Source organism: Nostoc sp. 2RC (assembly GCF_014222165.1).
Lineage (GTDB): Bacteria > Cyanobacteriota > Cyanobacteriia > Cyanobacteriales > Nostocaceae > Nostoc > Nostoc linckia.
In genome coordinates this window covers 1-15600 of sequence record NZ_JACKZU010000187.1, presented here as the reverse complement: position 1 = coordinate 15600, position 15600 = coordinate 1, and the positions used below count along the sequence as shown (strand labels likewise).

Annotated in this window: 11 protein-coding genes; 8 read left to right on the top strand and 3 right to left on the bottom strand. The window is 43.9% G+C overall.

From position 1 onward, the window contains the following. Positions 1 to 217: 217 nt before the first annotated feature. Positions 218 to 2308 (top strand): hypothetical protein, encoded by a 2091-nt coding sequence (locus GNE10_RS20240; protein ID WP_221642918.1) that lies wholly within the window; start codon positions 218 to 220, stop codon positions 2306 to 2308. Positions 2309 to 2681: 373 nt separating this feature from the next. On the opposite strand, the gene GNE10_RS20235 is transcribed toward GNE10_RS20240, so the two are convergent. The 3 genes from GNE10_RS20235 to GNE10_RS20225 all read right to left on the bottom strand — a co-directional run bounded on the left by GNE10_RS20235 (position 2682) and on the right by GNE10_RS20225 (position 9210). Beyond that, the gene (locus tag GNE10_RS20235; RefSeq protein ID WP_185566700.1) at positions 2682 to 6434 is read right to left on the bottom strand and encodes a DUF3854 domain-containing protein; all 3753 of its coding nucleotides are present in this window, start codon (positions 6432 to 6434) and stop codon (positions 2682 to 2684) included. Positions 6435 to 7107: 673 nt separating this feature from the next. Continuing rightward, positions 7108 to 8661: a helix-turn-helix transcriptional regulator gene (locus GNE10_RS20230; protein ID WP_311774830.1), complete on the bottom strand. Its 1554-nt coding sequence runs from the start codon at positions 8659 to 8661 to the stop codon at positions 7108 to 7110. A 300-nt stretch (positions 8662 to 8961) separates the two neighbouring features. Continuing rightward, complete coding sequence (locus GNE10_RS20225; protein WP_099069938.1) at positions 8962 to 9210, bottom strand: hypothetical protein; 249 nt, start codon at positions 9208 to 9210, stop codon at positions 8962 to 8964. A 217-nt stretch (positions 9211 to 9427) separates the two neighbouring features. Between GNE10_RS20225 and GNE10_RS20220 the strand changes: the two genes are divergently transcribed. The 7 genes from GNE10_RS20220 to GNE10_RS20190 form a co-directional block, all read left to right on the top strand. Continuing rightward, positions 9428 to 10504, top strand: coding sequence for a ParM/StbA family protein (locus GNE10_RS20220; protein ID WP_185566698.1), 1077 nt, complete (start codon positions 9428 to 9430; stop codon positions 10502 to 10504). Positions 10505 to 10506: 2 nt separating this feature from the next. Beyond that, on the top strand, positions 10507 to 10848 hold the full coding sequence (locus tag GNE10_RS20215) for a hypothetical protein (protein ID WP_185566697.1): 342 nt from the start codon (positions 10507 to 10509) through the stop codon (positions 10846 to 10848). Beyond that, entirely contained in the window at positions 10845 to 11192 is a 348-nt protein-coding gene (locus GNE10_RS20210) for a hypothetical protein (RefSeq protein WP_185566696.1), read from the top strand. The genes GNE10_RS20215 and GNE10_RS20210 overlap by 4 nt, the downstream gene beginning before the upstream one ends. Positions 11193 to 11253: 61 nt before the next feature. Further along, the gene (locus GNE10_RS20205; RefSeq protein WP_185566695.1) at positions 11254 to 11973 is read left to right on the top strand and encodes a hypothetical protein; all 720 of its coding nucleotides are present in this window, start codon (positions 11254 to 11256) and stop codon (positions 11971 to 11973) included. 15 nt (positions 11974 to 11988) lie between these two features. Continuing rightward, positions 11989 to 12531, top strand: coding sequence for a hypothetical protein (locus tag GNE10_RS20200; protein ID WP_185566694.1), 543 nt, complete (start codon positions 11989 to 11991; stop codon positions 12529 to 12531). Continuing rightward, entirely contained in the window at positions 12528 to 14543 is a 2016-nt protein-coding gene (locus tag GNE10_RS20195; protein ID WP_185566693.1) for a type IV secretory system conjugative DNA transfer family protein, read from the top strand. Before GNE10_RS20200 ends, GNE10_RS20195 begins: the two co-directional genes overlap by 4 nt. Positions 14544 to 14881: 338 nt before the next feature. After that, on the top strand, positions 14882 to 15600 hold a 719-nt coding region (locus tag GNE10_RS20190; protein WP_260446951.1), incomplete at its 3' end, for a hypothetical protein.

The window sequence follows — 15600 nt, the reverse complement described above, 5'->3', positions numbered from 1 at the left end:
ACATATCAGAAAGTACTGTTAGCAAGGATTACAGGTTTTATATATAAATTTCTCAACTGAGAAAAGAAAAACGTCAAATCTATTCAGGATATGCTATTTATTAATAAATAACCATGAATAAAGCCAATTGTTCCAAAGCAGAATTCAATACTAGTTAGCTCCTATTTATTACCTAAATTAGAAGTGAATTCATTTATCAAATTGGAGAATATTTATTATGGAACTTCCAAAGTATTTTTTTGAAGTACTAAAAATGTATGAAGAAGAGCTGAAAGCCAGCAAGGTTGAGAATGCTCCAAGAATTATTAATGAACTACGTACCGCAATTTTCCACCATGCCATTCCTGAGTTTGGCTATAAGAGAACTCATTCAGGTCGTAAGATGACTGGAGATGAAGTGGACAATGCTCAAAAGTTTCTCAAAACCTTACGAATTGGCAAGTTACTAAACTTGCGGCAGGCTCTACAAAAATCTTTTGAAAAAAATAATGTATCTCAGGCTAGTCGTAATACTTATGGTAATCGCGCTGAGAATTTTTTAACTTGGGCAGCACAACAGATTTGGTGGCCTGGTTCTCGCACAGCTAAACTCAAAGAACAATGCACTCCTCCTAGACGCCATAATCATGGTGCTCTGGCAGATTTTAAACTTACAGACCGCAAATCTATCTATCGCAAATATGCTCTGACAACTCAAGAAACACCGCCGACTCTCCAAGCTCAACTTAATCAATTTAATTCTTATCTTATACAGCCTGAATGGCCTGGAAGAATTATCAAAGCAGTTGAAAAATCAACGGCTAAGGAATATATAAAAAATATTAAGCTGATTTTCGGCTTTCAATATCGCTTTCAAAATGTACCGATTCACGAGTTACGCTTAGAAACAATTGTTCCCTTAATTACTGAAGAACAGTTAGAAGGCTTGACTCCTTTACAGCAAAAAAAATTATGGAATCAACATAAAAAAAATCTCGAACAGCTTGTCTGCGATTACTTTCAATTTTTAAGGAATTTTAACTCCTCTGTTAGTCCATTCACGCGTATGGGCAAAATCACTGCCATTTTAGCACTGGCAAAATTCCTCTATCTGCAACAAGTTGAAAGTGATGCAGATTATCGGTTGATTCCTGTATTTAGCACAATTGATAATTATTGCAACAAAATTTTAGTAGAATTAGATGAATGGCGTAGTAGTAGGCATTCTGTTTCTGATTGGAGTAAAAGATGGCCTGATGTTCCTGTGGGACAAACAGCATTAGAATTCATCCAAGAAAAAATTGTTGAACCTTTACGCTATGAATGCAGACCCAGAGATAAGCGTGGAGATTTCCGTCCTAGCTGGTCAATTGCCATTAGTTATCAATGCTACCTAAAGTGGGCGCTTTTATCTTATTTACCAGCTCGACGACAAGAAGAATACCGAGAATTAAAAGTTGCACTGTCTTGTCCAATCGAACGACCACAAGATATACCACCCAATGGATTGTACCAACCTTTACCTCCAGATAATCAGAGAGAACGTAAATACAACGGTATGGTTATAGATAACTACCTTTACTTTACGTATAAACATGACAATCATTACTATCCACAGGGGATTTGGGTAATAGATACAAGGAAATATAAAACTAGAAAAACCTATGGGAAGCAATCGATTATTATCCAGAATCTAAATTTTGAAGATGGTCATTGCTTTTACGATTACATTGAACGTTTCTTATATGGATGGTGGACAAAAGAAGGGTATAAAAATCAACTGGTATATGATTGGTGGCAACCAGAGATGCAAGGTCGTCGAGGTAGGTGGTTAAGCAGTGGCAGAATACAATTTGAGCCAAAGGATACTTGTTGTATACCAAGCGATAATCAGTCGGCAATTTGGACTTGGGGATATGTATTTGTAGTACCGAGATCTGGAATGCCAGCAACTGGTTCGGCATTTTCTAAAATCTTTGAAACTATCTCTTACCGTTTAATTAAAAAGCGGATTTCACCGCATATAATGCGTTATGTTTGGGCAACTTGGGGTATTCAGGTTGGTTTATCTGACCCAGAGTTAAGTTCATTAGCTTATGCAATGGGTCATTCAGTAAAGACCTTGCGAGATATGTATGAACGTTCTACTCCAGTAGAAAAACGTCAAGCAATTGAACAAGCAATTGCCCAGCGTTTATTCACTGCTTCTGAGCAGCATGAACAAAAGTTACCGTTGAATGTAGAGGTTGATGACTTGGTACAGATAGCGATACGTCTAACTCAACAAGAGCGTCAACAGTTAATTGCTAAGTTGCAAAGTACTATGTAGGGATAGAATTTGAGGCTACATTCTCTATATAGCAAAAGTTAAAGCTTAATTGAAACGCTTGTAGTAACTTTCATAGGACTTGAACATTTTTAAAGTAATAAGGATTTACAGGAACGATGTCCCACAGTGGGTATTGACTTAATTTGCCGCATTCTGCGCCTTGAGTGGACTGGGGGCGGCTGGAATGTTTGGGGCGAGGCCCAGATGCGCGTTGGCGCAAGAAATAGGTACAGTACCTATTTAATAGGTACTGTAAAGCCGTTTAGTACCTATTTGTTGGGAAATTCAGTTTGGAGTTGAAGTTTGGCAGCAGAAACTGTGCCACGTTGGTGACTCGATTGGTTCAAGGTATTTTTGAAGAGCAATTAGATAGTTACAAACTCAACCACATATAAAAGTCCGGTATTATTTGTTCCAATCTACGTAGTTCCGCAGCGGCAATTTCCTCAAGCAGCAGGACTGCACACCACCGCCGCTCTTCACTCCAACTGCTTAGGATGGCTTTTACAGCCGTAACTCCATTCTTAATGGACTCCCTTAGTAATTCAACACAAGCTTTTATAGGAGTGTTTTCTCCATCTTGTGGTTCATAATCTCCAAAATCGATGCTCTCAACTTTGGTATCCACCCCGGACAATGGGGGTTCCCCTATATCATTATGGGGGGGGGTGGATACCGGGTCAGTCGGAGGTGCAACCCCATATCTAGCCAGCATTGCAGCCTGATATCGCTGTTGGTCAAGGGCTGCTTGTCTCGCCCGTTCTTCCTTTTGGGCACGTTTGCTCGCACGGTGGGCAATTACCGCATGAGCAAAATCCAATTCCTCTTGAGATAGCGAGAAATGTTTAACCTGTTTACCCCGTGGCCCAACTTTACGATCAACCAGTTTTAATCCCAGTTGTTCTAGTAAAACCCCCAACAGCCATATTGGTTGGCAGTTAGAGGGAACTGTGAAACCCAAAATCGCTTTAACATGAGGCGCACAATATTTGGCGATATCGGTCATTCTCAACAAGTCAGGGTCATGAGCCGTAACTTCAAAACCGGCTACTAAGCGTTTGAGAATATCATGCAGTCCCAAGTTAAACCTAGCCAACCACCGCGCTGAGTAATTGCCCCAGTCCATGCACAATGGCAAGTGGAATCGCTCCTGGAGGTCTTTGTCTGCCACAATTTTTGGCGGGGAAGGGTATTGTCTTCCGGTACGTGCATCCAAAATTGTGCCCTCTGGCTCTTGAAGAATTGCTTCTAAATGGGCGATCGCCTTAGACAATCTGCCTGAGTTGTCTTTTTCCACCAAAAGAGGAGTTACGGACATCCCATAAGCATCGAGTATGCGGAATTTCTCGCATTCAAACACTTCTGACGGTGTAAGGTAGTCAATGCTTGTACGTTGGCGATATTCGGTAGGGGAGATATCTTTGGCTTTAGCAACAGCTGCGTAATAAGCAGTATCTAAAGCAGCAGCGGCATTTTTAAGACGCTCCTGGGCTAGTTTATCGGACTCCGCACCCATAGGTATAATTTGATTGCCCATCTCACTCAACAAGTCGCGCAAATCAGCCCGCAGATTGTTGATTGATTGATGACGAGAAGCCATGATTTGGCAGTACGCATCTAATGCCCAATCTTTCTCAGCGCCCCGCTTGCCAGAATCTCTGTCAATCCGCAGCAGGAAAGCTGTCATTTCATTGGTTTGCAGTAACCGTTCTTTGATTTTGGTGGCGTTGGTGTCAAGGTAGCCAAAGGGAGGTCGCTGTGCTACCCAAACATGAATTGGTACTTTTGGGCGATAGCGCCAGAGTTGTTGGGCGCACTCAGTAGCAGTTTGGGAAACCCCGTGAAAAACGCCAAAAACGGCATCAAAATGATAATTAGGTATATCCACCCCCGTACCAAGGCTAGGAGAGGTTAAAAGGGCATCTAGACCCTTTACAGCGTTAGTTATGTCTTTAATGAAGGCAACATTTTCTTCACTACCGGAGTTTTCGGAGTGAATCGCCCATATTTTTAAGGGTGTGGGGTTGCAAGTTTGGGGTGTAGTGCCATGAGTTGGTAAGGGGGATAGGGACTCCCTCTGGGGTTGGGTTCTGTGGTTCGTGGAGTTGTGTACTCTGGTTTCTCCCGTTATGGGTGAGACACTTTCCCCTAGACTGCCATCTGAAATGTTTGGGGTTGTAGGTGATGCTGTGCTTGATTCCCTAACACCCCACACCCCACACCCCACACCCTGCTCCTGCTCATCTGAGTCTTCCACCCGCACCGACATAGAAAGCGACTGCTCAAGTTTCTTAATAAAGCGCTTTGAGTCAGAAACCACCATGATTTTCTGTTGCATCATCAGTGCTGCCGAAATTTGGGCAACTAGGGCAGAAGAATCATCTCCCTCATACCAGTAGATTAGGCGATCGCCATTTTTCCACTCGTTTTTGATAATAAAAGGCTTTTCGCCCACAGGACGCATTGCTCGAAAGAAATCCACTGTCACATCGTCCATGTGCGCGTCGGCAATTACCACTAGTGGTGCGTTATACACGATATATTCTAGGACTTCAAGAATTGCAGCCCGATGCTCCTTGCAAGTTTTGCTGTGTAAGAGGTGCGTTAAGTACTGGCAGGCTTCATCAATAAAGACACAGCCGTAATTGAGGGCGTTGGTATTGAGTTTGTGCAAGCTGTCGATGGTGATGCTGAGAGCTTGTACTTTGGCTAAATCTCCATGCTGGAGTGCGGAATATATTTCTGTTTGCAGGCGATTTGACAGGTTTTTGAGCAAGTTAACCCGATGTCCATTGTTGAGGAATTTTTTCTCTGGGTTTTTGTCACGCCAGCGCCGCATTAGCTCGGTTTTACCTGTACCCATGTCACTCCATAGGGCCACCAATCCAGATTGAGGTAGTTGGAAGGTGGGGCGATGGGGGAATGAGGGAGTGAGGGAGTGAGGGAGTGAGGGAGTGAGGGAGTGGCGGAGTGGCGGAGTGAGGGAGTGAGGGAGTGGGAGAGTGAGCGCACCTTGTCCTTTCTTGGGTTGGGGGCTGTGGGGGAATTGCTCATTAACACTTCCCCTTTGAACCCTCTCTCCCCCTTCCCCCTGACTGTTAAGGGATTCTTCCCCTAAATCTTGAACGTCCAAGGCTTGAGTTAGATACTTGACATTTACTGTAATATGTGGTTTATATCTGCTGCTTAGTCCCCGGTGTTTTTGGAAGTAAGAGCGCTGGTAATCTTGAAGGCTTTTGGCATCATCGACGATCGCACTCAGTAACTCGTCGGCTTTTTCGCCACGGGCAACAACAAAATCATCTACACCTTTTTCTGGCCCTGGTAGCAATGCTACCTCACAGTGACAACCAACGGCCTCAATTGTCTTGCCAGTACGCACGGTGGCTTGGAAGACTGACCAACGAGTTTTAAGTTTTGTTTCGTGGTCGAAGAGGATGATAAACTTGCGCCCTTTTTGTGCCATCGGCATTAAATCGGGGTGCAGGCGTTCGTCAAAATCTTTTTTGCCAACGCGCCCGTTCCAGATACCGGGGAGGGCGATCGCCACAAATCCTAAACTCAATAAACAAGCCGCTTTCTTCTCCCCCTCACACAAAATTATGGGTATTTCTGGGTGTCGCTGCACCCACTCCCAAAATAAGCGCTCCTTAAGCTTATCTTGCAAGCGCAGCGCCAGGGGGGAATGATACCGCTTGATATTGTACCGCCATGCTACTTTATCCCAAATGCAGTTGGGGACATCGAAGTAAGTGACACGGTTAGGTGTTTTGGGTGGTGATTCGTACTTGACGGGCTTGCCCTTTTCTTGGTCAATCCGGGGTAGGGAAGGCTTAAATCGCCCCCATTCCATCGGTTGCCAGTTGTTTTGGGGGTCAAGTCCGCTAATCCATAATCCCCCGTCTGTGGCGTGCTGGTACTGCTTTAAGAAGCCATCTGTGACTCGACCAGCATTTTTGCGGGGGATGGCATTGGAGATAAACAGGTAAGAGAAAACTACTTCTCCTACGATGTGGATGAAATTGCGCTCGATGAGGGTGGGGTGGATGGCGCTACCAAAGGCAAGTTCGTGGTACTCGGCAGGAGTTAGGTTATTCGGGTAAAGGTTTGGGGTCTTGTCGTTCATCAGCCCTCACCCCTGAAGCTGGTACACCGACTAGGTACGGCTATGGAACCCAAGAGAGGTCTTGGTAAAGGGGGGAACGATTCTAGTAATTGGCGAAATGTATATAGCATTGCCAGATAATGCCAGATCCGCAAAAACGGATTTGGCAAACTGATCTTATTGATCTTTTATCCGGGCTGTTCTAAACGCCTAAAACTCTTATGCAGTAAGAATTTTAAAAATGGATTATCGGGGGATGTGGAAGTTTTTATCGGGGGATGTGGAAGTTTTTATCGGGGGATGTGGATGCTTTTGTTCTAAAGCTCAAAGCTATACATAGTAAGCTTTTAAAGCCTATTTTTTGAATTATTTTTTTTAGAACAAGTCGAGAACAGAAAATCAGCCGACCATAGGTGAACATCGGCTGATAGTTGTGAAATCCTAAGTATTAATACTCAAGCTGATATATCCAGCTGCAAGGATTCAAAAAAAAAGGATTGTCGGGGGATGCGGATGCTTTTGTTCTAAAGCTCAAAGCTATACATGGCAAAGCTTTAAAGTCAATTTTTGAGGTGATTTGTTCTAAAACAAGACGAGATATTCTTCTGTTGAAGCCGCTAATTGTCAACAACTTGGTGACAAATGCTCATTTTTGTCCATATTTGTTCATAATTACGGCAAAAATATTTAATACTCAATCTTGGATATCCATAAGTGTTCGGATTTGGGCGGCTATCTCTGGATTGACTGTGCGCTCACCCCGTTCAATCAGGGAAACGAGCTTTTGGGATACGCCAAGAAAACCAGCTAGTTTAGCCTGTGTCCACCCTTTGGCAATACGCGCTTCTCTGACTTGGCTACTAGTTACACAGGTGTTTTGTGGCGGTGTAGCCTTGGCTTTAGACCGTAGTGGTTCTTTTTTGGCTTTTGGCTTTGCCTTGGATGCTATAAGTTCAGGTATAGGGGCTGGGGGTTTGATGGTTAACTTGGCAGAGAGCAGTTTCTCCAGGTAGCCTTTGGGCTTTTTATCCTTGCATTCTGGTCTTAGCCATTCCGGGTAGGTTTCTGGGTCAAACACAACCAGCCAGCCCAGTTCGAGCAACAAAATTATGGCATTATCCCAACGCTGCTTTAAGTCATAAGCTTTGCGGAAATCTAACCGGGCTTGATCTATTACCGTTTTTGAGAACGCAGTTTCTAATAGCTCAATTACCCTATACTTTCCATCAAGACGAACCCGACTATCCAATGTTAGATATATAGCCAGCCTTAGCGCAAGTTCATCATGATAGGGGTCAATTTTCAAAACTTGTTGAGCTAAATAGCCAAACTGATATAAAGCTTCCCTTGATTTGGCTCCAGCTCGATTTAAAAAATCTTGAGTCCACAATCCTGGCTGTATTGTGATGTAAACTTCATCAGGATTATCTATCTTTCCTTCCAAATTAAACTGACCGCTAACTTTAATTTGGATATTCCACATTCTCCCTATAGGAACACTACCTATAATTTCTCCTTTTTTGTTTCTTCCTTCGACCCAAACAGTTTTAACTAATAAACAATCAAGTGCAAAAGCTGTGCTAGCAATCTCTAGCAGCTTTTCTGATTTTAGTTTTTTGTGATTTTTATCCCAACCAAATTCCTGAATGATATCGCTTGCTTTCAGGTCAAATGTGCTTTGCCAAGGTTTCTCCTGGTTCATAGTATGAGCGGCGAAAATCAGGTGTAGCTTGGCAGTTGTAAAGCCAAATTTATCAATAATTTGTTGAGCTTCATTCCAGGGAAGCATGGTGATATCGCCTGGATTAGAAATGTAATGCTCAATGTAATTATTAGGGTTCCCTTTGGCTCTATGCTGTAAATAAGCTATTCCCTCAGTATCTTTTTGCCATAAGTCTTTCCGAGTATAAGCTTCCATGCTGGAAAACATTACGGCTGATGAGGGAATAGGAACTATAGTTTTCAGTTGTGGTTGTACAACTGGTACAGCTTCGGAAAGTACATTGTCCAGTATGCTTTCAAATTCTGTGTTGTTTTTAAGTACCGTTGTAAAGCTCTCTACTATTTTGGCTGCAACTTCTTCTATATAGGCTTCATCTGAGGCACGTTCTGGCTGCTCACTTGTCTCTTTTATTATCTTGATAGCAGCATGGATTGCTATCTTCTTAATGCCATCTGAAAAGTCACTTCTTAACGCTGTCACTAGTTGTTTCTTATCAAGAAGCAAATTAGGGTCTGCTTTCGTCACTAGGTTGCTCAGATTAATTATACCAGAGTTTGTTGAGTCAGGGACACTCTTGTTTTTTGAGCGTTTATTGTTGGGATTTGTATCCTCTAACATAATGTTAAAAAAGCGAAATTTATGACAAATTTTATATATAAATATCGATATGGCTCTGAAAAAATCAATAACTTATTCAATGAAAATCTACTAAGTTTCAGGTAGATTGATTTGAAATTATTTGGTGGGGCATAAATAGTATGGTAGATGACACCGTTCCATTCATTGGTAACGATGGCAGAGCAAGCGGATTAATGGAAGCAATATTTATTTATCCTCCTTACCTTTATTAGGTGCGGAAGCAGTCTGCTGCTGGGCTTGCTCGTCTTTCAACTCAAAATACTCGCACAGCAAATTTTCTAAACCCTGGCTGTTGTCCACGCCATTTTCTACACAATAAATTTTGAATTTTTTAAGTAAGTCTTGTGGCACAAATCCCCTTACCAAGCCGTAATTAGGATCTTTCTTTTTGTCGGTCACAGTAGCAATGTGCTGATGTCGCAACTCCTGCTCCATTATTTCATACCCTCTTTACTGAAATATTTTGTAGCTATGTCGCAACATCGCTACTTTTGTTATACTACCATCCATAGTCTAAAAACGCCCAAAAACCTTGTGCTGACTCAAAAGCAGCCGAATTTGGGCGACAGAATTATCTTGTCAAAAATCACCTCAATTCTTGCTTTGGCAATGGATTGAGCGTATTTAACCCCAGTATTTGGAGAAATAAATCATGATTTTGACTCAGCCGAATTTGGCTGAAACACCCCAAACTACCCCAGCAATAGCTGTAGGAGACGATTCTGGGGCAGGGCTAAAAAAGCTTTGCTTAGGCAATGGCACTACCCAAACAAGAGTCCGTACTCCCTCAAAAGTGCTGGAAATTAAGGAAGAATTGCACGATATCCTCACCTCAAATGAAGGTGGACACTTCTTCTACCACTCAGGCGACAGGTTGGATTTAGTTGGGCGGGAATTCCTCACTGGTACACTTGCCAGTTGGAAAGCCCCAACAACCCACATCAAACTCAGCGACGACCCAGCACTAAAAGCTGAATACGGCTTGCACACGTTACTTGGGGCGTTGGCTACCCTGCCCTACCGTCAAGAGTGGAACCTGCATTTAGTGCTATCTATACATAATGTGAAGGTTTTCAAAAATTTGTTAACCGACAAAACCAGTGGCAGTCACACAGTCAGCTTCAACGGCAAAAATACACCCACTTCACAAGTCTATTTGAAAGTGAGTTTGGTCGTCCCCGAAGGCGCTGGCTCTTACTCCTACTGCGTTTGTGCTAAACCAGAACCATTAATTGACCGCAGTGCCCACGCCATCGCCGTGGATTTTGGCACATCCACAGTCATCCCCACAGTTTTCGCCCCAGGTGGCAGTATTATCCATCGCCAAGTTTTAGAGGTAGGGGGATGTATCGATTTGTTGGATGCAATAGCCGCAGATCCAGAATTGGTTCAATTCTTAGGCACAGGCAAAGCGGGCAGCATTGAAATTATTCGCCAAGGGATTGAATCGCATTCATTTCAATATGGCACTCGCAATTTTAACTTCCGCCATATTTACGCTCGTCATCTCAAGCCTTGGTTAGCAGATCGCCTGCGCCTAGCCTTTAAGGAAGTTGAGGAATGGCGAGATGCTGCTCAAAGTTTTGTCGCCTGGGGTGGTGGTGTTGAGATGCCAGGGGTAGCTTCTATGCTGCAACGAGAGGGTATTACCCCAGTAGCAGAAGGATGTTGGGCCAATGCAGTTGGATTGCAACGGATGGCATTTGGCAGAATGCAACGGGGGAAATAATTATGGCTGAGAACAAGCGAGTGCGCCTAGAACCACATATTGAAGAGTATCTGAAATCTCATGCACAGAGGGTTTTAGACAAACCAGCATCGGCAGTCACCAGTGCTGAGTTAACCACCCTGGCCAACGCCATTATCTACGAACACAAGTTGGCGCAGTCGATGGCGAAACAGATACCATTCGCCAAATTGTTTAGCTGGCTGATGAGTTGGGTTCCTGGTAGTAGAGTTGTTGGATTGAACCAACAGGCGACGGATGCTCCAACACTTAAAGCATCTGTTCCAGAACCAGACAACTTTGAGTTTGACGCAGACTTGGGCGATTTGTACGAGGAGGCAGCATGACAAAACCAGTAACTTATTTCACCCAGACTGACCAAATTGACCGCCTTGTTGAACGCTTCGGGTCACAATTAGACTCCTTAGACCATACTGAGAAACTTGCCTTGAGAGCTACACTGACTTACTACCTGTTTCACATCGAAGTTGCTGAATTAGGAGAGTACACCCTGGAACACGCTGCTGATGAAACATTGCAGGGGTACTCAGAAAAAGAAGAGAGCAATATCCGTGAAGCGATCGCCATTCTTTTTGGCATTGCTGAAGACGAGGTAGAAGGGCTAATCGAAGCGCTGACTGCCCAAATCCGTTGGGGCAATACCAGAAAGATTTTGACTAGACATAGCTAGACATTAATCGTCATTAAGCAACGTCCCAGGCGTTGACCTGGGGCAATTTCTAGGAGGATTTATGGATTTTGGAATCAAAAACCCAGCAATGGGGCACAGCTCCCACATCGATGAAAAATCCCTCGCCTGGGGTGGTGTAGACGCTGATATTCTGGCTTATCTGTCTGATGTCAGCAAGCTAGAGCAGTTTGCAGACATGGCGCAGAACGCCGACCAACTCGCGCAGTACCTTGACCCCTTTCTGGAAAACGCCGCCAAATACTTTGAGGCGATGCAAAAGCTAGCAGAGGGGCAGGTGACATGGACTGAACTAAGGAAACAGTTCGGCTCTAAAGTGGCAAACGCGATCGCCAAAATCAGGAAAATAAATGCCGAATTTGATGCCGAGATGCAGAAGGTTGATGCCCAAGATAGGGCTGACTTGCTGCGGATTGAGCAAAAGCGGAAGAATGCCCTTACTGAAATTGCAGCGCAACTACACCAAGACTTACAAGCGGAACTTTGGCGACACGAAAACAAGATGTCCTCCATCGAGAGTCGCCACCAAGTAAGCGAACAACGTCAAACCATCCAGGAGGGACTAAGGGCTAGAAGGCAGGAATTACTTGCCCGTGCCCGATACGGCTCCAGGGCGTTGAACCCCCACCAAGAGCAACCAGAAACGATACCAGTATCAGTTGCTTCTAGTGCTACACCAGCTAGTTCCGTATCAGCCAGTGGCACAGTTCGCGGCTTTGGAAATTGGTGGACTAATTTCTGGGATGGATTAGGTAAGCGCTAAGGGGAGGATAGAGTCGTGTTGGCACGGAAGCCTGAAGATAAACCGACTAACACCAGCCCTTTTGAGTATATGGGGCTGGCACAACCACAACAGGTAAAATCCCAACAATCCAACACACAGCCTCCGCCCGTACCAGAGAACAACCGGGAACGGACATTTCGGCGGGCAGGCAATCTATGCGAGATTGTGGCTGGAGCATCCCTCAACTCCGCCGTGATTTTTACCTTCCACTTGCTCCAAGTCCACCCTGTTCGTCTGCTTATGGCGTTGGGTGTAGCACATTTGTACTTCACCGCGACGGCAGTAGGGGAGAAGGGGAGGCAAGTAACTAATATAATGACCGGCTGTAGTGCCTCCCTTGCTCTGCTGTGTTCCCTATCAGAACCTGTGGGCGAATGGTGGGAAGCAAGTACATCTAAATCTTTGGCACAAAGCGAAATCCAACAAATGTATGCACCACCTACCAACAAATCAAATTGGACAACGGGAGTAGGAATTGCAGTAGTTATCGCTGTTTTGGTTATTTACATTACCAGCGGTAGTAGGGGGAGAAGATGAGCTACTTGACCCCCCAACACGAGCAATTAGCTCGTCAGCAGCAGTCCAGTTTCATGCAGTGGTTTGGACAACTGCCTTTTGATAGGAAGATTGCAGCCATTGGGGTTTCTCTCTCCATCGGCGTAACCTGTGCCGCGGCTTCGTGGACTCAGTTCGCGAGCTCACGCATTTACTTTTGCATTCGCACTCCCCAACAAGGACTACGGTGTGCCGATAATCACAATCGTCCTTACCGCATGACCCTATGGCATTGGCAGCAGTGGCAGAAAGACGGGATGCCCACGGTTGTTGTACCCAATGAGGGTATTTCACCCAAGGGCTTGGTCAAAGCTACTAACCCCCACAAACCCCTGTGGGCGATGGGTGCATTCGTTGGGTTTGCCACTGCGGGGTGGATGCTCAGGCACTTGCAAGACACAGAACGCCAGCTAGCCAATTTCCAGACTGTAGCAGAGAAACGGGACTACGCACGGGCTGAACTCAAGGCACAGTCAGAATTACTAGATGATTATCGCGCTGTTGCGGTTAAACAGGTAGAATTGCAGACTGAGCTAGAACTGATTGCCAACGACCACACGGTAGACATCCAAAAAGCCGAAATCTTGGGCGAAACCGAAATCAAAATCACCCAGATGGAAGCCAACGACGCGGTGTTTGAAGCAGAAACTGCTGGGATGAGCGAGCAACAGAAGCAGGAGTACATCAACTTTCTACGCTCCTCAAAGACTCCATATCTGCAAGGAAGCCAAACTTTACAGGGAACAGTTGACCCCAGCGACAAAGTAGAAGGTTCGGAGGATAAAGAAGCACGCTTAGAAAGTGAGAATACAGGGGGTGAAATCTCTGAAACAACACAAAATCAGACTTCTAGTAATGATGCAAGTCCCACCCTGGAGCCGCTTAATCGCATCTTGGGTGCCAAGCGATCAACCCTAATTGTAGGTGGCACTGGTGCTGGTAAGAGCGTTACTGAGAGCTATATGCTCAACAGGTTTAGTAAACGCTTTCCCCAGGCTGATGTCTGGGCGATCGCTCAAAAGAATGATTCCTTCTGTGGGCTAGACAAAAAAGGACGGGTACTTTTATTCGACCCCTTAGAACCACAATTGGCGATGGCTGCCATTGACCAAGTTTACAGCATTTACGACCAACGCCGTCGAGTACCAGAACACCACCGCCATGAATTTGATAATCAACCAGTCAGATTAATCTTGGCTGATTGGCACTCTATCTACGAAACTTGCAAAGACGAAGCATGGTTTCAACCATACCTCAAGAAAATCAGCACCATTATTACAGTCGGTAGAGAACTAAATGTTTGCCTAATTATCGACACTCAATCGTTTAATTTAGCTGCTTTGGGTATAGGTGACAGCAACATTAGAAAAAACCTCTACATCATCGCTCAAGGAAATTACAACGTTGAAGCAGATGGCACAGTTAACGATAGCTATGGCGTGCTGTACAACCTCATAACTAATGCCAAGATTGTAGAAGATGCAGTACTACGTTCCTCATTAAAAGATAGATTTACCGAGCTAAAATCACAATCCAAGCAACTAGGACAACCGCTAATATTTATCTCAGTTGAGCCGATGCAGTTGGATATTCTGCCAGACATCACCAGTTATAAGCCAGGAATTAAACCAGCTATTCAACTAGATACTGTAAGTCCGGAATATCTTGATAATCTACTGAGGCTGGAATTTGATATTGATTTATCCCCGACTAGTATAAATAGTCCGCTTAATCAAACAAACAATCACCGAGCTGATGAAAATGCTAGTGATGATAATCAAGCAAGTCCAGACATTAAACTAACCGAGATTCAAATAAAACTGGTTGATTATCTCAAGGGGAAAGATGCAAAGACTCCACGTCAAATTAAACAGAATGCAGGTAATAAATTTAAGGGCATATCGGAAGCACAAATCCGCGACGAACTCAACCTACTTGTGCAAAAAGAGAAAGTCATTTTTACAGGCGAAGATAGTTACAGATTAATCGATTAGGTTGGACTATTGGTTGGGTTGGATAAATAGTACTTTTTGGGGAATATATGCACTCTTAACCAACACATCCAAAACCAACCTACATACCCAAAAGTATTGCTATATCGAGATTAAACTATCCAACACCAATCCAAAACTTCACTCTCTTCCCCAACCAAAATCCAACTTATAAGTAGTAGATAATCCAGCCCCCAAAATATTCGACTGATATCTCCATAATCAAGCTAATTTAAATCACCAGTAATAGCTCAATCCTGTTTAAATAGTTATTTAATTGCCATCCAATGTATAATAGAATTATTAATCATCCTCCATAAATATTCCGAAATTCAATTTTAATGACGCGCTTTATACATGATAAATTCGCCAAAGACTATCTGGAAGAATTGTTAAAAGATTACGGAGAAGTCAAGGCATCAGAAGAAGTCTCAGGAGAGATTAAAGAAATAGATGTTTTATTCACTCCTAATAAACAGCAAAGCTCTAATTTACAAGTGCTAGGATTGCTAGGAAGGCTTGCTGAAAATCCTGCAATAATAGAACCATTCCGCAATCCAGCTTCTACCGATGAAATATGCGACTGTATTCTAAAATTATTAGAAGTAAAGGCTTTATTGCGACGAGAAGCTAAAGCAAATAAAACCAAACTTCAGGACTCAGAAATTCCCAAGTTGTGGGTGCTGACACCAACAGTATCTGAAACTAGATTGTCTAGCTTCGGAACTATGCAAAAAGCAGGTTGGTTATCGGGAGTACATTTTCTGCCAGATGCCTTGCGGACAGCAATTGTGGCGATACACCAACTACCGCAAACACCGGAGACTTTATGGTTGAGGCTTTTAGGTAGGGGAAGCGTGCAGTCACAAGCGATTGTCGAGTTGCAAGCGTTACCATTAAATCATCCATACCAGAAAGCCACCCTGGAATTAGTTTATAACTTGCGTGAAAACTTGAGAGTAAATCAAGAATTAGAAGCAGATGAGATGCCTAAGCCAGGAAGTCACCCTCCTGACTCGGCTACAAAACCGTGCATGAATCTTTCGATTCACACGGCTCC